This is a genomic window from Synechococcus sp. H55.2, assembly GCF_047462495.1.
Taxonomy (GTDB): domain Bacteria; phylum Cyanobacteriota; class Cyanobacteriia; order Thermostichales; family Thermostichaceae; genus Thermostichus.
The window spans coordinates 1-19,369 of the sequence record NZ_JANSJH010000019.1; the positions used below are offsets into that span (position 1 = coordinate 1).

At 59.2% G+C, this 19,369-nt stretch carries 18 protein-coding genes; 11 read left to right on the plus strand and 7 right to left on the minus strand.

Annotated elements, in window-relative coordinates:
* Positions 1-238: 238 nt before the first annotated feature.
* On the minus strand, positions 239-934 hold the full coding sequence (locus tag NW844_RS04070; RefSeq protein WP_414333758.1) for a TPM domain-containing protein: 696 nt from the start codon (positions 932-934) through the stop codon (positions 239-241).
* A gap of 251 nt (positions 935-1,185) precedes the next feature.
* Complete coding sequence (locus NW844_RS04075) at positions 1,186-2,340, minus strand: FAD-binding oxidoreductase (protein ID WP_414333714.1); 1,155 nt, start codon at positions 2,338-2,340, stop codon at positions 1,186-1,188.
* 313 nt (positions 2,341-2,653) lie between these two features.
* Between NW844_RS04075 and NW844_RS04080 the strand changes: the two genes are divergently transcribed.
* The 7 genes from NW844_RS04080 to NW844_RS04110 all read left to right on the plus strand — a co-directional run bounded on the left by NW844_RS04080 (position 2,654) and on the right by NW844_RS04110 (position 9,800).
* Positions 2,654-3,643: a cytochrome c oxidase subunit II gene (locus NW844_RS04080; RefSeq protein ID WP_414333715.1), complete on the plus strand. Its 990-nt coding sequence runs from the start codon at positions 2,654-2,656 to the stop codon at positions 3,641-3,643.
* Positions 3,644-3,699: 56 nt separating this feature from the next.
* Positions 3,700-5,406 carry a cytochrome c oxidase subunit I gene (ctaD, locus tag NW844_RS04085; protein WP_414333717.1) on the plus strand — a complete coding sequence of 569 codons (1,707 nt, stop codon included), beginning with the start codon at positions 3,700-3,702 and terminating at the stop codon, positions 5,404-5,406.
* Positions 5,407-5,537: 131 nt separating this feature from the next.
* Positions 5,538-6,149 carry a cytochrome c oxidase subunit 3 gene (locus NW844_RS04090; RefSeq protein ID WP_414333719.1) on the plus strand — a complete coding sequence of 204 codons (612 nt, stop codon included), beginning with the start codon at positions 5,538-5,540 and terminating at the stop codon, positions 6,147-6,149.
* Positions 6,149-6,298 carry a hypothetical protein gene (locus tag NW844_RS04095; RefSeq protein ID WP_414333721.1) on the plus strand — a complete coding sequence of 50 codons (150 nt, stop codon included), beginning with the start codon at positions 6,149-6,151 and terminating at the stop codon, positions 6,296-6,298. The genes NW844_RS04090 and NW844_RS04095 overlap by 1 nt, the downstream gene beginning before the upstream one ends.
* Positions 6,299-6,437: 139 nt before the next feature.
* Positions 6,438-6,998 carry a DUF2062 domain-containing protein gene (locus NW844_RS04100; protein WP_414333723.1) on the plus strand — a complete coding sequence of 187 codons (561 nt, stop codon included), beginning with the start codon at positions 6,438-6,440 and terminating at the stop codon, positions 6,996-6,998.
* A 191-nt stretch (positions 6,999-7,189) separates the two neighbouring features.
* Positions 7,190-7,978 (plus strand): type I methionyl aminopeptidase, encoded by a 789-nt coding sequence (gene map, locus NW844_RS04105; protein ID WP_414333759.1) that lies wholly within the window; start codon positions 7,190-7,192, stop codon positions 7,976-7,978.
* A 7-nt stretch (positions 7,979-7,985) separates the two neighbouring features.
* Positions 7,986-9,800 (plus strand): chloride channel protein, encoded by a 1,815-nt coding sequence (locus tag NW844_RS04110; protein WP_414333725.1) that lies wholly within the window; start codon positions 7,986-7,988, stop codon positions 9,798-9,800.
* Positions 9,801-9,816: 16 nt separating this feature from the next.
* On the opposite strand, the gene NW844_RS04115 is transcribed toward NW844_RS04110, so the two are convergent.
* From NW844_RS04115 to NW844_RS04130, 4 genes are all read right to left on the minus strand, one after another.
* Complete coding sequence (locus tag NW844_RS04115) at positions 9,817-10,467, minus strand: endonuclease III domain-containing protein (RefSeq protein WP_414333727.1); 651 nt, start codon at positions 10,465-10,467, stop codon at positions 9,817-9,819.
* Positions 10,468-10,612: 145 nt separating this feature from the next.
* Positions 10,613-11,701, minus strand: a complete 1,089-nt coding sequence (murG, locus tag NW844_RS04120) for an undecaprenyldiphospho-muramoylpentapeptide beta-N-acetylglucosaminyltransferase (RefSeq protein ID WP_414333729.1) — start codon at positions 11,699-11,701, stop codon at positions 10,613-10,615.
* Between the two features lie 30 nt (positions 11,702-11,731).
* A complete protein-coding gene (locus NW844_RS04125; RefSeq protein ID WP_414333730.1) occupies positions 11,732-12,721 on the minus strand; it encodes a photosynthesis system II assembly factor Ycf48 in 990 nt (329 codons plus the stop codon).
* 8 nt (positions 12,722-12,729) lie between these two features.
* Positions 12,730-13,146 carry a rubredoxin gene (locus NW844_RS04130; RefSeq protein WP_414333732.1) on the minus strand — a complete coding sequence of 139 codons (417 nt, stop codon included), beginning with the start codon at positions 13,144-13,146 and terminating at the stop codon, positions 12,730-12,732.
* Between the two features lie 195 nt (positions 13,147-13,341).
* Between NW844_RS04130 and NW844_RS04135 the strand changes: the two genes are divergently transcribed.
* The 3 genes from NW844_RS04135 to tpiA all read left to right on the plus strand — a co-directional run bounded on the left by NW844_RS04135 (position 13,342) and on the right by tpiA (position 15,445).
* Entirely contained in the window at positions 13,342-13,752 is a 411-nt protein-coding gene (locus tag NW844_RS04135; protein WP_414333734.1) for an FHA domain-containing protein, read from the plus strand.
* Positions 13,753-13,837: 85 nt separating this feature from the next.
* Positions 13,838-14,521: a hypothetical protein gene (locus NW844_RS04140; RefSeq protein ID WP_414333735.1), complete on the plus strand. Its 684-nt coding sequence runs from the start codon at positions 13,838-13,840 to the stop codon at positions 14,519-14,521.
* 159 nt (positions 14,522-14,680) lie between these two features.
* Positions 14,681-15,445 carry a triose-phosphate isomerase gene (gene tpiA / locus NW844_RS04145; RefSeq protein ID WP_414333737.1) on the plus strand — a complete coding sequence of 255 codons (765 nt, stop codon included), beginning with the start codon at positions 14,681-14,683 and terminating at the stop codon, positions 15,443-15,445.
* Here tpiA and treY read toward each other — a convergent pair.
* Positions 15,431-18,244 (minus strand): malto-oligosyltrehalose synthase, encoded by a 2,814-nt coding sequence (gene treY / locus NW844_RS04150; RefSeq protein WP_414333738.1) that lies wholly within the window; start codon positions 18,242-18,244, stop codon positions 15,431-15,433. The genes tpiA and treY overlap by 15 nt on opposite strands.
* A gap of 275 nt (positions 18,245-18,519) precedes the next feature.
* On the opposite strand from treY, the gene NW844_RS04155 reads away from it, so the two are divergent.
* Positions 18,520-19,365, plus strand: coding sequence for a M48 family metallopeptidase (locus NW844_RS04155; RefSeq protein ID WP_414333740.1), 846 nt, complete (start codon positions 18,520-18,522; stop codon positions 19,363-19,365).
* Positions 19,366-19,369 lie beyond the last annotated feature (4 nt).

The following is a 19,369-nucleotide window of genomic DNA, read 5'->3' on the forward strand; positions in this document are numbered from 1 at the left end:
CCTCACCCCCAGCCCCTCTCCCAGCCCTCACCCCCAGCCCCTCTCCCAGAGGGAGCAGCCCTCACCCCCAGCCCCTCTCCCAGAGGGAGAGGGGAGTTATAAGCACCGCTGCAAGGACTTCGTCCGAGGAGCGCCAGCGGAATGGCCGACCAGACTGCTCGCACAAGCGGGCCGTAAGCTTTATAAGTGCCGTTGGAAAACCGCTGATCCTCGATGCTGGGAGTCTGTCAAGAGTCGGCTATTGCTGATCCACTGCCGGGCGAGCAATGGGAGCTAGGTAGATCACCAAGGCCCCTGCCAGAAACCCCAAGACATTGCGCAGCAAGGGGATCCAGTCCTGGGTGCGCGTGACCACCGGGCCAATACCGAAAGCCCCAAACAAAATGAACCACAGAGGAGAAATGAGCAAAGCCCAGCGCCAGTTAAACAGCTCCTCCGCATGGCGGGGCTTGCCGGCAAATCCGAACACGATCCCTCCCAAAATCGAGGTCACCAACGTCAGGATCCACTGCTCTTGAGGCAGGCCGGGCACCACCCGGCAGCCCCCCTGGTGAAAACAGCGATCCAAGACGTCGACGGTCTCCAGGATGGCGCGCTGAGTACCGTGCTCCCGCACGTAGAATTGGTTGCCAAAGCGAGATTGCAGCTCAATCCAAAAGGTGCGCGGCAAGATCTCTCGCACGGCATCCCCCACATTAAACGCCAGCAAGTTGCCGCCCCTGGGATCCGCCACCATCAAAACGCTGCGCTCATTCAGGCCCCAATACTCTTTCACTTGCCGGCCCGGCGTTTGGTCAAACTGAGTCAGCACCCGCAGCTTCCAACCGGTGTCTTGCTCTAGCTTGTTCAGGTGCTGCGCCAGTTGGGCTTCTTGGCTGCTGGTCAACTGATCCGCTAAGTCCAAAACCGGCAGAGGCGGCTGAGGCAGCTCCATCGGCACCACCGGCAGGGCCGGTTGCGCCCAGGTCAGGGATCCTCCGCCGACCCCAATCAACAACCCAATGCAAAAAATCACCCCAATGCGGAGTATCCGTTGCCACTCAATGCTCATGCTGACCTCTTTTTTGGCTTTGACGCTGAGATCCCGAGAAGTGATATTAAGAAATGTTTCAAGTTCTTATAGATCTATCATGCACCGGAACCAGCCGTTTGGCCAGCAGGATGCCGGGGAAGAAGCGGTGGCCTTCATATCCAACTGGGGCTAAAGGTGCCGGTGGGGTCGAATTGCTGCTTCAGCCTGCGCATCAAGCTGGTGGCTGGGCCAAAGTCGGGGGGAAGAGCCCGCTTCAGGGCCGGTGGGGCTTCCAGAAGCAGGAGAAATCCGCCCACAGACTTGAGGTGGCGCTGCAGTTGCAGCAGGGATCCCACTTCTGGCTGAACCAGCCAAGCCCGTCCCAGCCCACAGCCGCGGTGCAGTTGCACCTGCGCCTCGGGAAACAGAGCTTGAAACTGCTCCAATGTGGCCAGGCTCTGGTTGGGCAGGCACCCAAACTTGGCCAGCACCGCCTCTGAGCCGGGTTGAGGCAGGGGCAGAGAGCTGGGACTCACTTCCTGCAAAGTTAGCCCTGCGGGGGCCAGCCGCCGCATTTGGGTCATCTGTTGGGCAACCGCTCGCTGCGAGCCATGAAAGCTGAGCCAGGCCTGAGCTCCCCCTGCCCTCAGCCAGAGATCCACCCCCACAGGGTTAACCGGGCCGGTCAGCGCCTGCCGACACAAGACCTCCAACTCCGGCAGGGATCCCGTAGCCAGCAACGCAGACTGGGCTGCTGGCAAAGGATAAAGCCGCAGGGTTACCTGGGTCAGAATCCCCAAACTGCCCAGGGATCCGGTGAACAGCTTCATCAGGTCGTAGCCGGCAACATTCTTGACAACCCGCCCGCCTGCTTTGGCCACCTCCCCATCCGCCCGCACCCAGGTTATGCCCAGCAGCAAGTCGCGGATCCCACCGTAGCGCCAGCGCAGAGAACCTGTATCGGCGGTGGCGATGATGCCCCCTAGGGTGGCCCGATCTGGATAGAGGGGATCCACCGGCCACCATTGCCCCCGCTCTGCCAAGATGGGTTGCAGTTCTGCCAGGGTCATACCGGCTTCCACCGTGACGGTGAGATCGGCAGCCGCATGGTCGATAAGCCGGCGTAAGCCAGAGGTGCTGAGAGCCAGATCCACCGGCTCGGCAACCTGGGCCCAGCTCCACTTGCTCCCCTGCCCCAGCGGCAGCACCTTCCGCCCCTGGCACTCCTTGAGGATGCCGGCCAACTCCGAGACGGTCGATGGGGTTTGGATCGGCAGGGGATCCCCTAAGCCAGATAGAAAGGTCGCCGATGAATGGGGAAAAGACATTGGCGAAACAACGGTGCAGAATCTCTCTAACCCCCCAACTGGCGGGGTTATCCCACGCTACCTCAGGCTACGGGCAACGAGAACCTCTGTTCGGAGAGATGCCTCTCCACCAGAGTCGTGTAGTACGGCCCCTGCGCAGGTCTGCCGAAACTGCCGATCCCTGGAAGATCCTGAAGAGATCCATAAGCCTGAGCCATCCTCTCCGATTCCTGTGAGCTAGCATCTGAGAGGTATAAAAAGCCAAGTTCAATCCGGCAGGCCCTATTGGGCAATCTGCTGGAGTAAGCCTTTCTTGCAGTGGGGAAAAGCAGTCGTGAGTGCCCTGAGCAACATCCTTTTGGTGGGTATCGGAGTTCTGCTGACCCTGGCCAGCCTCTGGTACGGCCAGAACCACCATCTGCTTCCCGAATCAGCAGCCGACTCAGCTCCCCTGTTCGATAGCCTCTTCAACAGCACAATCACCATCGCCACCGGGATCTTCTTGGTGGTGCAAGGGGTACTCCTCTACTGCATTATCCGCTACCGTAAGCGGCGGGGCGATCGAGGAGATGGGGATCCCAACCACGGCAACGTGCTGCTGGAGATCGTGTGGACGGCGGTGCCGGCGGTGATCATCCTCTGGCTGGGCCTGGCCAGTCTCGATGTCTATCAGGCGGTGTATGGGGGCGCCGATGTTGGCGGCCACGTCCACGCGGCCATGGCGATGGGGTCTGCCTACGAGGCAGAAGCCGGGGATCCGGGCTATGCTTACACCCCTGCAGTGCTGCCCGGAAAAGAAACAGGCCGGCCAGAGCTGGTGGTTCAAGTTCAGGGCATGCAATATGCCTGGATGTTCACCTATCCGGAGTCGGGTTTGGTGGCCGGCGAGCTGCACCTGCCTCTTAACAAGCGGGTGCGCTTGAACATGACGGCTATGGATGTCAACCACGCTTTCTGGGTGCCGCAATTTCGCCTCAAGCAGGATCTGATCCCTGGCCGAGAGACTCACCTAGAGTTTGTGCCCACGCAGCTAGGAACCTATCCCATCATCTGTGCCGAGCTATGCGGCCCCTACCATGGGGTGATGGCTGGGCAACTGATTGTGGAGACGCCGGAAGAGTTCGAGCGCTGGCAGCAGGAGCAAATTGTGGCTGCTCGGGGCGGAACCGGCGCCCTGGCCTTGGCTGAGCGCCACCCTCACCCACAATCTGCCTTTGTCCAAGTTCACCAGCAGCGTTTGGGCCTCTCGCCTGCTGATCTACTCCAACTGCCCAAGGACTCCCTCTCGCTGACGCAAACGGGATCCCTTCCCTCAGCGGGCTAGAGAGATCCCTTTCCCCTTGACGGACGTTCTGGTGACGCCAGTAGGAGCCTTTTGCCATGACCCAGCTACAGGACAATCCCACCTTTGCCGCCGCCCCCAAAGCCAGCCTGGAGCCTGCCGCCGAGCCTTGGTGGCGCTTTTTTACCTTCTCCACCGACCACAAGGTGATCGGGATCCAGTATTTGGTGACCACCTTTTCCTTCTACTTGGTGGGGGGAGCGCTGGCTACAGCCGTGCGGGCCGAGCTGGCCACCCCCGAAGCCGACTTTCTCGGTTTTGAGCGCTACAACGGCGCCTTTACCTTGCACGCCACAATCATGATCTTTTTGTGGATTGTCCCGGCTTTGATGGGGGGCTTTGGCAACTACCTGGTGCCGCTGATGATTGGGGCGCGGGACATGGCTTTTCCTAGGCTAAACGCCGTCGCCTTTTGGCTAATTCCACCCAGCGGCCTTTTGCTGCTGGCTAGCCTCTTCCTCGAGGCCCCGGCAGCGGGTTGGACCTCGTATCCGCCGCTGAGCCTCATCAGTGGCAAAGTGGGAGAAGAACTCTGGATCCTGAGCATTTTGTTAGGCGGAACCTCTTCCATTCTGGGGGCCGTGAACTTTATTACCACCATCCTCAAGATGCGCATGCCCGGCATGAAGATGGAGGATATGCCTCTGTTTTGCTGGGCGATGCTGGCTGCTTCCATCATCACTCTCATCGCGACGCCGGTTCTGGCTGGGGCGCTGATCCTGCTTAGCTTTGACCTGTTGGCGGGCACGGCCTTCTTCAACCCCAGCGGCGGCGGGGATCCGGTGGTGTACCAGCACATGTTCTGGTTTTACTCCCACCCGGCGGTGTACATCATGGTTCTGCCGGTGTTCGGCATGATCTCGGAGATCTTGCCGGTGCATGCCCGCAAGCCCATCTTTGCCTACAAAGCCATTGCCTACTCCAGCTTGGCCATCTGCTTTTTGGGCTTGATTGTCTGGGTTCACCACATGTTTACCAGCGGTACCCCCGACTGGATGCGGGTGTTCTTCATGATCGCCACCATGGCCATTGCCGTTCCCACCGGGATCAAGGTGTTTAGCTGGCTGGCCACTCTCTGGGGCGGCAAGATCCACTTCCGGTCAGCCATGTTGTTTGGCATGGGCTTTATCTCCATGTTCGTCATCGGCGGCTTGAGCGGGATCATCCTTGCTTCGGTGCCGTTGGATATCCACGTCCACGACACCTACTTTGTGGTGGCCCACCTGCACTACGTGTTGTTTGGCGGCAGCGTGTTTGGCATCTATGCCGGCCTCTACCACTGGTTCCCCAAGATGACCGGCCGGCTGCTGAACGAGTTCTGGGGACGGGTGCATTTTGCGCTGACCTTTGTCGGCTTCAACATGTGCTTTTTGCCGATGCACAAGCTGGGTCTAATGGGCATGCCCCGCCGCGTGGCTCAGTACGACCCGCAATTTGCCGACCTCAACTGGATTAGCTCGGTGGGGGCTTTCATTCTGGCCATCTCCACGCTGCCCTTCTTGGTGAACGCCATCTACTCTTGGGTAGCTGGGCCCAAGGCCGGAGACAACCCCTGGCAGGCTCTAACTCTGGAGTGGACAACTTCTTCCCCACCGCCTGCCCACAACTTCTACGGGGATCCCATCCTGCTAACTGGCCCCTACGACTACGGCCTGCACAGCAAGGAGACTTTGGATTACTTGGCCGCCCAGTTGCAGAGCTTGCGGGAGCTGGCGCTGGCTGAGGCGGAGCCTACTTCTTCTTAGCAGGAGACTTGCCCGCTGGGTATCCATCCTCTGCTCGTCGGGTATTCCCGTCTTGATCTTGGCTGGGCTGCCCCTACAGTTTCAAGAAGTCTCTGGAATTTGGCGAGAATTGATTTTAAGTGGACAGGAATATGCAAGGATCCCTCGCTTCTGATGCCTTGATGGTCGGCCACACTCAGGCCCATGCCGCTCATGCCGAGCACCCAGATCATCGCGTTTTTGGTCTGCTGATGTTCCTGGTAGCGGAAGGCTGTCTATTCTTGGGCCTGTTCATGGCCTATTTGGCCTACAGCCTCACGGCCCCGGTTTGGCCGCCGGAAGGGACGCCGGAGCGGGAATTGCTCTTGCCTGGAATTAACACGGCAATTTTGCTCGCCAGCAGCTTGGCTATCCACCAGGCCAAGCCTGCCATCCAGGCCAATAATGTCAAGGGATTGCGGCTGTGGTTTGCCCTCACTGCCCTGATGGGGGCCATCTTCCTGGCCGGGCAGCTCTACGAGTACAGCCACCTGGAGTTTGGCCTCACCACCAACTTGTTTGCCAGTACCTTCTATGTCTTGACGGGGTTTCACGGGCTGCACGTGGCGGCGGGGTTGCTGTTTATTTTGGCGGTGCTCTGGCGATCCCTGAAGCCGGGCCACTACAGCGCCCAACACTACTTTGGCGTCGAGGCTGCTGAGATCTACTGGCACTTTGTGGACGGAGTTTGGATTGTGTTGTTTATCCTGCTCTACTTGCTCTGATGACAACTCCCCCCGAAAAGCCTGACCCCAAGAGAGAATGGGTCGCCCTGCGATCTGGGCTGAGCATTGCCCTGTTCCTGTTTTTGGTGGCGCTGGTTTCCTACTTGAGTCTTCACTTCGTGCTGGCCTTGGTGGACAAGCTCAGCTAGCGCCCTTCAATGGATCCTCCAGCCTCATCCTGTTGCTGCCGACCTGGATTTGCCGACGGCAGGAAAGATACACTGGATTTACAGGAGTTAACACCTTCCCTCCGTTGCCCTTTTTGCCACCATGAGCCCCCTCTTTTGGTTGAGGCTGCCCTCTTTCTCTGAACCTTCGTCGGGATCCCCTGGGCTTTATTCCCGCTCCTACTCTGGATCTCAACTGGGGCCGACCTCGGCCCGCCAGGGTTCTGCCTGGAAGCGTTGGCTGCGCTATCTTTACCTGCGGCTGTTGCGGCTGCAATCGTCGCCCAAGGAAATTGCCCGCGGCTTGGCGGTAGGGGTTTTTGCCGGCTGCTTCCCGATTTTTGGCTTTCAAACCCTGGCTGCTCTGGTGCTGGCCATTCCATTTCGAGGCAATAAGTTAGTAGCGGCAGCAGGAACCTGGGTGAGCAATCCCCTCACCTATGTGCCCATCTATGCCTTTAACTATCGGGTGGGAGAATGGCTGCTGGGATCCCGGACTGTCCTTCCCACCACAGAGCTGGTGGCGGCCACTTGGCGAAACTGGATGCAGTGGGGCCTGGAGGTGTCGGGCACGCTGTTTGTCGGTTGTGCGTTTGTCGGCTTTTGGGGAGCTCTCGTCAGCTATTTTCTGGGGCTGTGGTTGGTGCAGCGGATTCGTCGGCGGCAGAGAATCTGTGAGTGAGTACCTCAACTCAAACCCATCCTGGACGGGGGCAGAGGTTCGAGGTGCTACACGCCGCTGACGCGAACAATTTTCACAGATTAAGTCTAATCTAAGGTCTGATCATGGAAGACATGCGAGCGTTGTTAACAGATCTCAGCCGTCGCTCTCAGCGATGGGGAGAGCAGTTGGGATCCGCTTTGCAGACGGGCATGAGCCAGCTCGCGCAAGCTCCCCAGCCCATTGTGTTGCTCTCGGCGCGGGAACTGGAGAAGATGCGGCGGGCTTGTCGCCTGGCGGCAGATCTGCTCAAGCACCTAGAGCCGCTGGTGCGGCCGGGGATTACCACTCAAGAGCTCAACGACGAGGCGGAGCGCTGGACACGGGCCCATGGGGCCAGAAGCGCCCCTCTGGGCTACCACGGCTTTCCCAAGTCCATCTGCACCAGCGTCAACCACGTGGTCTGCCACGGCATTCCCAGCCCCAAGCAGGTTTTGCGAGAAGGCGACATCATCAACATCGATGTGACGCCGGTTTTGGATGGCTACCACGGCGATACCTCCAAAACGTTCTTTGTCGGACAGCCTTCTGAGCGGGCGCGGCGCTTGGTGGAGGTAACCGAAGAATGTCTGCGGCGGGGCATTGCCGCCGTCAAGCCGGGGGGGAGGGTCGGCGACATTGGCGCTGCCATTCAAGAATATGCCGAATCCCAGGGCTACAGCGTGGTGCGGGATTTTGTCGGGCATGGGGTGGGACGGCAGTTTCACACGGCCCCCCAGATCCCCCACTACGGCGAACGAGGGAAAGGGGAGAAGCTCCGCCCCGGCATGGTGTTCACCATCGAGCCGATGATCAACGAGGGCACTTGGGAGGTGAAGGTGCTCCCCGACAAGTGGACGGCTGTTACTTTGGACGGCAAGCTTTCGGCGCAATTCGAACATACGGTTGCCGTCACCGAAACTGGCGTAGAGATCTTGACCCTGCCTTCCCCAAGCCCTTGAGCCGATCATGAGCAGCGCCCTCGCTCTCCGCCTGCGCCTCTCTTCTGAGAACCTTCTTCTGCTGCTGGCGGCGGCAGTGGGGCTAGGCACGGGGCTGTTGGTGGTCGGGTTTCGCTATCTGATCGGCTGGTGTCGCTATCTGCTGCAAGACGTCTTTGTCGATGGCATCGGCAGAGCCGCAGAACACCATGGCCTGTGGCTGCCGGGATCCTGGTCTCTGGCTTTGGCGCCGGTGCTGGGAGGTCTGCTGATCGGCGCTTTGGGAGCAGTCGTGCCCTTCCCCAACTCGAGCCTCTCCAGTCTGGTGAGCTCCGTTCGTCCTTTGGCGCCTCAGCCCTGGTGGATCCCGCTCAAGCTCCTGGCGGCTGCCATCTCGTTGGGCGCGGGGGCTTCCCTGGGCCCGGAAGCGCCCAGTGTGGAAAGTGGCGCTTTGTTGGGATCCCTGCTGGGGCAAAACCTGCGCCTCTCGCGGGAGCGGGTGCAACTGTTGCTGGCGGCGGGGGCGGCGGCGGGGCTGGCGGCGGGGTTTAATGCGCCGATTGCCGGAGTGTTTTTGGCGCTGGAGCTGGCTTTGGCCCGCACGTTCACCACTTCTGCCGTCAGTGTGGTGGTGTTGGCGGCAGTGGTGTCGGCCCTGGTCGCCCAGGTGGGGTTGGGGGCGCAGCCGGCTTTTCTCTTGCCCACCATTACGCAGCCGGCTTTTGTCTTGCCGGACTACGAGATCCACAGCCTGCTGGAGGTGCCCCTCTATCTTGGCTTGGGCTTTTTGGCCAGCCTGGTTTCTCTGGCCTTCAGCTACACCCTGGAGTGGGGCAAGCACCTGTTTGGCAGTGGCCCCCTGGCCGCTTGGCCGGCTTGGAGCAAGCCCATTTTGGGAGGTGGGATCCTGGGCTGGGCGGGCTTGGGGATCCCGTTGGCGTTGGGGGTGGGCTATGAAACCGTTGAGTCGATCTTGCAGGCTGTGCCCTTTTCCCTTGGCCATCTGGGCCTGCTTTTGCTGGGCAAGCTGTTGCTGAGCGCTTTGAGCCTGGCCAGCGGCTTTGTGGGGGGAACCTTTGCGCCGGCTTTGTTCCTGGGGGCGGTGCTGGGGGCAGCCTACGGCCAGGTGTTGGGACAGGTGTTGCCCGCCATCGCCCTCTCTCCCCCTGTCGCTTACGCCATGGTGGGCATGGCGGCGGTGTTGGCGGCCAGTGTGCGGGCTCCGCTGACGGCCATTTTGCTGCTGTTTGAGATGACGCGGGACTACCACATCGCGCTGCCGGTGATGGCGGCGGTGGGTTTGAGCATTTGGCTGGCGGAGCAGTTGCACTCACCGGCCATCTACCCTTCCGCCCGTCGCGGCCAGGAGCCCAACAAGGGCCTGACGGTGCAAGAGGTGATGGTACCCCCTTCTCTGCTGTTGCAGCAGGATACGCCCCTGCGGGAGGCCCTGGAGCGTTTGCTGCAACAAAAGTGCCATAGCGCCTTGGTGGTGGATGGCCAGGAGCGGCTGCGAGGCATTCTCACCCTGGAAGACCTCGAGCGCGCTTTGGCTCACAGGGAAGCTGGGGAATTGGCCGAGCTGACAGTAGAGCAGGTCAGCCAATCGGCGGTGCTCACCACCTTTCCCGATGAGGCGGTGGCAGTGGCTGCCGAGCCGATGTACGAATACGATTTGCGCCAGTTGCCGGTGGTCTCGCGGGAGGATCCGGAGCATGTGGTCGGCCTCTTGGATCGGGATCGGGTGTTGCTCTCCCAAGAGATCGAATCTGTGCGGCAAGTCCTGGAGCCGGAAGTTCCTCCAGCCCAGGGCAACGGACAAGAGGGGATCCCCTCTGCGTAGAACTCTGCTGCGGGGATCAACGTTGCCGCAAGGGGGCAGAGGGGCAGGTGCGACGCAGCGGGCAGCGGCTACACTCGGGCATACGCGCTTTGCAGATGCGCTTGCCCAGCCGGATGAAGTTGACATGCAGGGAGTAGGCTTTGCCCTTGGGGATCTGCGGGGAAAGCTGAGCAAAGGTGTCGTCGGGATGTTTGGCCCGCACCAAGCCCAGACGGTTGGCCACTCGATGCACGTGGGTATCTACCGGGCAGAGATCCCGACCTAGCCCGAACAACAACACACAGGTGGCGGTCTTCAGCCCTACCCCTTTTAGGGAGAGCAGAAAGTCGAGGGCGCCGGCGTCGTCCAGGTCTCTTAGAAAGTCAAGACTGAGGGATCCCCGTCGCTCGCCAATGGCGGCCAGGATCTCCTGAATGCGGGCTGCCTTGAGGTGGGCTAAGCCGCCGGGCCGGATCACCTGGGCCAGCTCCGCCAGGTCGGCAGCCAAGACGGCCTCCCAGGTGGGAAAGGCAGCTTTGAGGGCGCGGAAGGCACGGCTGCTGTTGTAATCGGTGGTGTTTTGGGAGAGAACCGTGCCCACCAACTCGTCCAGGAGATCGGGATAGAGGGGAAGGCCGTCGGGGGTGTGGGGGCGCTGAGGGATCCCGAAGCACTGCTCTAGCTGCATCAACAGCGATTCCGTCCTGTCGGCGAGCCGGAGCTCTGGCAGCGGGGTTGACGGCTCCGTCCGAGGAGCGCAAACGGCGGGCTCAGGCGGACATTGGGAAAGACCATCCACTCTCGGCTGTACCACGGCTGGCCCTCTGGGGGAGTTAACGGGCAGAACTTTGGCAGATCTCCTGCAACAGGTGGGCTACGGCCTTGCTGGCATTGGGGGGAGCTGTGGCTTGCAAGTGGGCAGCCATTTGGGCAACCACCTGCGGCTGAGCCAACCAGGTCAACACCGTTTGCCGCAGCAAGTCCACATGCTCTTCGGATTCTCGCATGACCACACCCCCACCGCGCCCCACAAAGGCTAGGGCATTCTGATACTGATGATCCTCGGCGGCAAAAGGATAGGGGATCAAAATGGCCGGAGTGGCGGTGGCCCACAACTCCGCCAGGCTCATGGCTCCGGCCCGGCTGATGGCAAACGTTGCCCGCTGCAGCAGGGCAGCCACATCGGTGCGGAAAGGAAAGGGCCGGTAGCGGGGATGGATGGGGATCCCGGCCTCGCTGCCGCCCGTCAGATGCACAATCCAAGCCCCCGCCTCCAACCAAGCTTCGGCACAGGCGGCCACCATGCGGTTGAGGCCCCGTGCCCCTTGGCTCCCCCCTATCACCACGATCAGCGGATCCCCGTCGGGGATGGGGAGATCGGCGGGCAGGGGCTGGGGCCGATAGAACTCGGCCCGCACCGGCGTGCCCACCACTTGGGCGGCCACCCCCGGCAAATGCTCTGCCGCCTCCGCCATGCCCAGCGCCACCACGTGGCAAAATCTTCCCAGCCAACGGGTGACTTTGCCGGGGATGCGGTTGGACTCGTGCAGCAACACCGGCACCCGCAGCGAACGGGCGGCCAAGATGGTCGGGGCGGCGATGTAGCCACCGGTGGTCAGGACGATATCAAACCGTCCCGACTTGAGGAGTTGGCGTACCTGCAGGGTCGCCCGCGCCAGTTGAGCCAAGGCTCGCAGCTTGTGGAGAGGGGATCCCTGCCAGCCAGACATGGCAACCCGGTGCAAAGGGTAGCGCTCCTGCACCAGCTTCCCTTCCATCCGATCCGGCACCCCCAGCCATTCGATCTGCCAATCGGGCAACTGCTCGGCAATGGCCAAAGCCGGAAAAACGTGCCCGCCAGTACCGCTGGCAGCAACCAGCAGCCGCGGAAGCGAAACTGTGGCCCTGGCGCGTGTATCCACCCGCGTACCGGCTAGGGATCCCTGAGATCGTCAGGAGTTGTTGGAGCTGACATAGCGCAAGAGGGTGCCCCGTTGCCCCAAGATAAACCCTCGGTCGGGGCCGAAAAACTCGATGCTGTAGAAATTGGCGGGGATATCGCTGACTTGCTTAGCCTGCTCCCAGGTTTTGCCACCGTCGGGGCTGTGGATCAGGGTGGCGCCACCCCCCACCACCCACAGGTCGTGGTCGTTTTGATAGGCCGCATTCAAATAGCCAAAGCTGAGGGCCCGACCCGGACGCAGCGGCGACGCCCACTCGCCAGAGGTGAAGTCCTCCGTGAAGGCAATCTCTGCCCCTTGGTTCAGTTTCCAGGCGCTGCCGTTGGGGCCAAAACCCATGTTTTGAATGCGGCGGGAGCTCTCCCGCGGATAAGGCTTCCAGGCGCGGCTTTCTGGCGTGTAGAGAAAATAAAAGCTGCCCCGCGACGACACCGCCAGGTATTCTCCCCCAGGGCCGCGGGCGATGTTTTTGATGGCCCCAATCGGCTCCTCCACCTGAGCGCGCCAGGTCTGCCCGCCATCTTCCGTGCGGTAGATGGCGCCCACATTGGTCACCATCTCGGCAGCCCCAGGGCCCAAAGCCTGGATTAAGATCGGCTCACCCGGCAGTTGGGTGTTGAGGCGAATGGAAGTCCAGTCGGATCCCTCGTTCAGGGTGTGAAGGAGGATCTTCGGCTGCCCGGCCACCCAGCCTTCTGCCCCGGCAAAGCTGATCGAGGCAAGGTAGGCTTCTGGCTCCAAGCTCGACAGCTCCCGCACCTGCCAGTGCAAACCGCCATCGTGGGATTCCAGCAGTGTCGCCTTGTCTCCCACCAGCCAGCCGTGTGTAGGGGTGGTGCCGGTGAAGGCGATGTCCAGCAGAATGTTTTGGGTAGGCACCTCCACCTGCTGCCAGGGCACCACCTGCATATTCGGCATCCGCGCCGCCATCAGCAGCAGGGAGCAAGCAGCCAACAGCGCCAGTCTCAAGAGCTTCAACATCTTGGCCATCACTCGACGAAATAAAAACTCATCAAAAATAAAAACCCCAGCGCCAATCCCAAGAAAATGAGCAGGTTCTTTTGGGCAGGGGTCATCACGTTCACCCCCAGGCCGTAGCGCAAGTTCTCTTGAAAACCCGAAGGCTTGCCTTTGGCTCCCACTGCTTGGAAGAAGCGCTGGTCGGCTCGGCACACCGGACATTTCCAATCGGCGGGCAATTCCTCAAACGGCACACCCGCCGGGATCCGATTGAGTTGATCCCCCTTGGCCGGCTCGTAAACGTAGCCACAGGAACGGCATTCGTAGCGCTGCATGCGCAGGGGATCGCCAAGCTGCGCATCGGTTTCATCTTCCGGCAGCTCAATCAGCCTCGGTGTCTGGGGAGGACGGGGTTGGACACCGGGATCCGGTTGCGAGCCATTCATGGTCAGAGATCCATGTGCATCGTTAATCCCATTATGAGAGGAGTTGTTACAAAAATCTACTCGCTGCTCAGGGTGATGGGCCAATCCTGCCCATCCCAGTGAGACTCATCCGGTGGATATAGGGATCCAACTGGGGGATTCCGTATGTTATGTTTTGGGTATACTGCCCTCAGTGTTGTGCAAGTGGGTGGCTTTATGACCACGCCCCCTCGCCGACCGGCCCTCAATCATGTGCTAATTGTCAAAGATCGACAGGGGCCAAAGGCCTACTGGTTGACAGCCGAGCTCTACTCATTGGGCCGGGATCCGCGCAACAGTATTCGCATTGACTCGCAGTACGCCTCTCGCTACCACGCTATTTTGGTTAAAACCGAATCTCCTTCTTCTCCCGACGGGTTCACCTACCAAATTATCGACGGCGACATTCAGGGCAATCCTAGCACCAATGGCCTTTACGTGGGTGGGCAACGGGTGGAATTTCGGGATCTTGAGGATGGGGACGAGATCCAGTTTGGCAGCGATGCCACTGCCACCTACTCACTGCAGAGCAAAGATCTGGATGCAATTCTCGCCACCTTTGAAAACACCCAGATTGTCGGGTTGTGAAAGCCCGGCTTTCCTGTTGGGTTTTGGCGCGTAAGCTGTTATGGGATCCTCCCTTCAGCTGGTTGGTTAAGGGGGTAGCTAGCCGATGTCAGAAGCTGGAGTTACTCGCGCTGCTTGGGTGGTGGCAGCTTTGGTTTTGTCGGCGGTGCTGGGGCCGCGGGTTGCCATGCCCCTGGTAGGACTGGTGGGGCTGGTCATCGTCGAGCAAGTGGCCTTTGGGGGGCGGATTTCAGGGTTGCTGGGCGGGCTGCTGGATTGGGCTTCGCCGGCCTACCGGCAGCGGGTCATCCGCCACGAAGCGGGGCACATTTTGGTGGCCCATCTGCTCGGGATCCCGTTGTTGGGCTATGTGCTTAGTCCCTGGCAAGCCTTTCGACGGGGGATGCCTGGCTACGGCGGGGTGGAGTTGGATCGGGCCCCGATGCACACTTGGCAGGCTCAGGGAAGGATCCCTTGGGCAGAGGTGGAGCGCTACGGCACGTTCTGGATGGCGGGGGCAGCCGCAGAATCGTTGCACTACAGCCAAATTACGGGCGATACAGAGGATCGGCAGCAGTTGGCAACGCTGTTGGCAGCGCAGCCCTTGACCTCTCCAGCCAAAATGAAGGTCCAAATCAACCGCTTCTTGCGCCAGGGACGAGCGCTGTTGCAGGCCCACCCCCAGACCTATGCCGTCGCCGTCCAATCTCTGGAGCAGGGAGCCGCCTGGGAAGACTGCCTGGCGGCCATCGCTGCCAGCCTGGAACAAGAGACGGCCCAGGAGGGTTAACCGGGGCCCGGATCCCATCGCCGTATTCTGGAGCCGCTTGCTGATAAACTGTGACATACGAAAAAACAAAAGCTGGGATCCCTGCCTATCCATTTGGGTTTCTGCTTTGGGATCCCCTTCTTTAGTTGTCTTCTGAGCGTCTTTTAGGGAGGATCCACCTTGCGTCCCATCCTCATCGCCGGCAACTGGAAGATGTACAAAACCCAGGCTGAGGCCCGCCAGTTTCTGCGGGAGTTTGCTCCGGCTCTGCAAGCGTCGTCCTTAGGAGCGGCTTCACAACGGCAGATCATCCTGTGTGTGCCCTTCACAGACCTGTCCGTGGTGGCAGAGCAAACGCGGGGATCCGGCATCGCCGTGGGAGCACAAAACCTGCATTGGGAGGATCAGGGGGCGTTTACCGGGGAGATCTCCGGCCCCATGCTGGCGGAATTGGGGGTGCGCTACGTGATCGTCGGCCACAGTGAACGGCGGCAATACTTCGGCGAGACAGATGAAACCGTGAATCGGCGCTTGGCAGCGGCGCAGCGGCATGGCCTCACCCCCATCTTGTGCGTGGGCGAAAGCCAGGAGCAGCGACGGCAGGGCTTGATCGAGTCTTGGATCCTAGGGCAGTTGGATCGCGCCTTGGCAGGGATCGATCTGGAGAACCTGGTGATTGCCTACGAGCCGATCTGGGCCATCGGCACCGGCGACACCTGTGCAGCCGCAGAGGCCAATCGGGTCATCGGCTTGATCCGCCAGCACCTGGGCGCCGACCAACTGCCCCTCCTGTATGGCGGCTCGGTCAAAGCCGGCAACATCGACGAGCTGATGGCCCAACCCCAGATCGACGGAGTGCTGGTGGGCGGGGCCAGCCTCGATCCGCGGGAGTTTGCCCGCATCGCCAACTTTCAGGCCCTGACCCCGGCCTCAATTGCTCAGTAGGTTCTTCTGCCCCCACAGCAGGGCCACCGGAAAAGACTTGAGGAGGATGCCCACCGGCAAGGTTTCGCCGGCAGGGATCCCTTCTTGGGTCAGCCCGTTCACCCACTCCAGCCGCTTCCAGCGGGGCAGATGAATTTCAGTATCTTTCCAAACGGCTTCTCCCAGGGGATCCTGCGTCTCGTCGATCAACGAGGTCAAAAAGCGGGGTGACACCGTAATCAAAACCTGCTTCTCGTGCTGGCGGGCAAAAGCCACCACGTGGGCAGCATGGGATCCGCTCACCTGCAGGGGAATGTAATTTCCGCCAAGAAACAACTGCGGCTGTTCCTGACGGGCCCTGAGCACAAGATGAATGAGAAACAGCTTAATGCGTCCGTCGCGGCGGTGGGACAGCAGATCTTCGACAAGCTGTAGAGGATCCTGTTTGACTCGCCGTTGAATTTCTTCTAAGTAGGCGAGGCGACGAGAAAAATCTACAGGCCGACGATTGTCGGGATCCACCATACTTAGATCCCATAGCTCGGTACCTTGGTAAATATCCGGGATCCCAGGGCTGGTGAGCTTGATCAGCGTTTGCGAGAGGGAATTCAAGATGCCAAAGTGGGCAATTTTGCGTTGGAAAGGCAAGAAGGACTCCAAAAAGGGGCTTGAAGTCTGTAGGATCTGATCGATAAAAGCGAGGGTGGCTTCTTCATACTCGGTATCGGGGCGAAGCCAAGCGGTGTGAACTTTGGCTTCCCGCACAGCTTTGATGGCATAGTCCTTAACCCGCTGCACGAACTGGGGCACCTCTTCCGCTTGGAAGGGATAAGAGCCGAGCAAAGTCTGGTAGAGCAGATACTCATCGTTGCGATCTGGCAGTTCCGAGCGCTTGGCTTGATTGCTGCGGACCTTGTAACCGAGGTTCAGCTCATGCCAAAGGTTGATGTGTTTTTTCCATTCAGCAGGGATTTCAGACAGCACATTCAGGCGGGCTCGTACATCTTCGCCGCGTTTGGTATCGTGGGTAGAGGAAGCATTCATCGAAAAAGGCCACTCGGCTGCTCGTTCTTGGTTAAAGCGGTGAAACTCCTGCAGAGAAAAGCCAAAACGGCAGGGATCCCCGCCCACTTCGTTTAAGGATAGTAGCCGGTTATAAACATAGAAGGCCGTATCCTCTACCCCTTTGGCCATGAGAGGGCCGGCCAACTGTTGCAGGCGCATGGCAAAGTAGATCTGCTCGTTTCTCTCTTGCTCTGACAAATTGTCGAGAGACTCCAGGCAGAGAAAACGCTGCAGAAAATTTAGTTCGTTTACCAAGATGGGCAGGTTCTCCTTGGCTTTCTCTACAGCTTTACGGATAACCTGCTGACCTTCTGGGCTGAGGATCCCTTGGTGGATGTAAACTCGATAAACCGGGAAGCACACCAAAACTTCCACCAGGGCTCGGCGCAAGCTGTAGAGGGTAAAGTCGTTAGCGTAGCGGTGATGGCTGGTGATCTGCTTGAGCAAAAAAGCAAGATTATCCATATCACCTGCCAGGTTGCGCTCGATGATCAAACGTTTTTTGTCTTCAATCACCTGTTCTGGGGAATGTCGTAGGTTCGTAAAGTCTTGATAAAGAGAGTCAAAAGCCTCTGCATTTTCTTCCTGGCAAAAAAGACCATTGAGCTTGGCTAAAAAGTCGTATCCTGTTGTGCCTTGAATCGGCCATTGCTGAGGCAGTTTCTCATCGGCTTCTAGGATTTTCTCTACCACGATGTAGAGATCTGGGCAGCGTTCCCGCAGGCGATGGAGATATTCTTCCGGATTAAACAGGCCGTCGATGTGGTCGATACGTAAGCCTGTAAAGCGCTCTTGTTCTGCCAGCTTAAGGATAAGCTGATGTGTTTTGCGAAAGACCTCGCGATCCTCCATCCGCAGCGAGATCAGCTCGTTAATGGTGAAGAAGCGACGGTAGTTGATTTCCTCGGCGCCCACTTTCCAGAAGGAAAGGCGGAAATTCTGCCGCGCCAAAAGGTCGTCCAACAAGTCAAAGCTTGAGGGATCCCCCGGCTTGCCGTTAAAGATGGCAATGTTCTCGTCAAAGAAGTTTTGAATAGATTGGCTAGACGTGTAAAGCTCCCAAAGGGAGTGCTTAGCAAAGTTAATTTGATCGGTGCGTTCTAGGAGATCTTCCTTGCTGGGTATAAATCTCAGGCTGAAGAGGATCCCGAGTAACTTGATGTAGTCGGGGTGGCTTCGCCCTAACTTCCGCCGCAATTTACCTAAGTTGTAGGTAAAAACATCGGCATAGGTATCGATATTCAGAGGAAATCTCAGGTTATAGTAGTTGATGCTGAGGCCATCGGCATCGTAACGAAGCTGAATTTGACCAGACTCCAAACATTTATCGTAGAAATCTCCCAAAAAGGGTGCCAAGATCCTGCCTTTAATACCCAGATAGGAGTGGTTCCAGTTGACATCAAAGTAATCGATAAAGTCTGAGTTGGGCCCACTTTCTAGAACATCCATCAACATTTGGTTTTGGCCGTCATAGGCCATGTGGTTGGGCACGATGTCTTGGATCCAGCCGATTCCCTGCTGATTGAGGGTTTCCCACAAGAGCTCAAACTTTTCACTTCCCCCCAGTTCCTGGTTAATCTGCCTCGGATCCACCACGTCGTAGCCGTGGGTGCTACCGCTGCGGGCTTGGAAGATGGGAGAGGCATACAAGTCGCTGATGCCCAGCAACTTCAGGTAGGGAACCATTTGCCGTGCTGCCTCGAAGTCAAACCCAGCATGAAACTGAATGCGATAGGTGGAAGTCGGGATCCGCATGATGACCTTAGAACGACGACAAAGGGGTCTAGCTTGCAAACGGACTAGGGTCGAGAGAAGAGATGTTTCCAGAGTAGCGGCTAAAATCAAGAAACCATGTAGGGAAGGGCGGAGTCTGCCGAGGCAACAGTTGGAGGGGGTTCACAGCCCTCAGTTGCAGGTCAGCCCGGACATGCCCAGCTCTCTTGGTCTCCATCCCTTGACGGCCGACAGCAGGGATCCCCAAGCTCCAGCCGCCCGCCTGCTTTTGAAGCCTTTTTCTCCCCATCTTGTCTATGTCATCCATTCAACAAGAACCTCGCATTCTGCTGGGCCTGCGGGCCGACCAGTTTCGCCATCCTGTGGATCTGCAGGCAACCCGCTCTCTGCAGCAGGTGCCGGGGCTGGGCCTGCTGATTCAAAACTGGCTCGGCTCAACAGCAGGACAGGTCTTTTATCTGGATAACATCGCTTCCAGTATTCAAATTAACGAGCATCAGCTGCCGGAGATTCACCAGCTTTTGGTGCAGGCCTGTCGCATCTTGGATCTGGACGTGCCCCAGCTCTATGTGCGGCAGAACCCCACGCCCAATGCCTATACCTTTGCCATGCAGGGGAAAAAGCCTTTTATCGTTTTGCACAGCTCTCTGCTGGATCTGTTGGAGCCGCCGGAAATTCAAGCCGTGATCGCCCATGAATTGGGCCATTTGAAATGTAATCACGGCGTCTACTTGACGATGGCCAACATCCTCATGCTCTCCACCAGCTTGCTCCCCTTCGGCGGGCTGTTTTATCAGGCGTTGCAGGAGCAACTGATGCACTGGCTGCGGTGCGCCGAGTTTACCTGTGACCGGGCGGCGCTGTTGGTCACCCAAGACGCCAAGACGGTGATCTCGGTGTTGATGAAGTTGTGCGGTGGATCCCCGCAATTGGCCTCTAAGCTGAATGTGGACGCCTTTTTGGAGCAGGCCCGCGCTTACGACGAGCTGGACGGGGATCTGTGGCAGATGGAGCTGAAGCAGATGCAAACGGTGGGGCGCACCCATCCGCTGCCGGTCCTGCGGGCCAGAGAAATCGAGCGTTGGTTCCGCAGCAACACCTACCAGCAAATCCTGGAGCTGCAGGGAGCGGCTGCTTCCTAAGTGC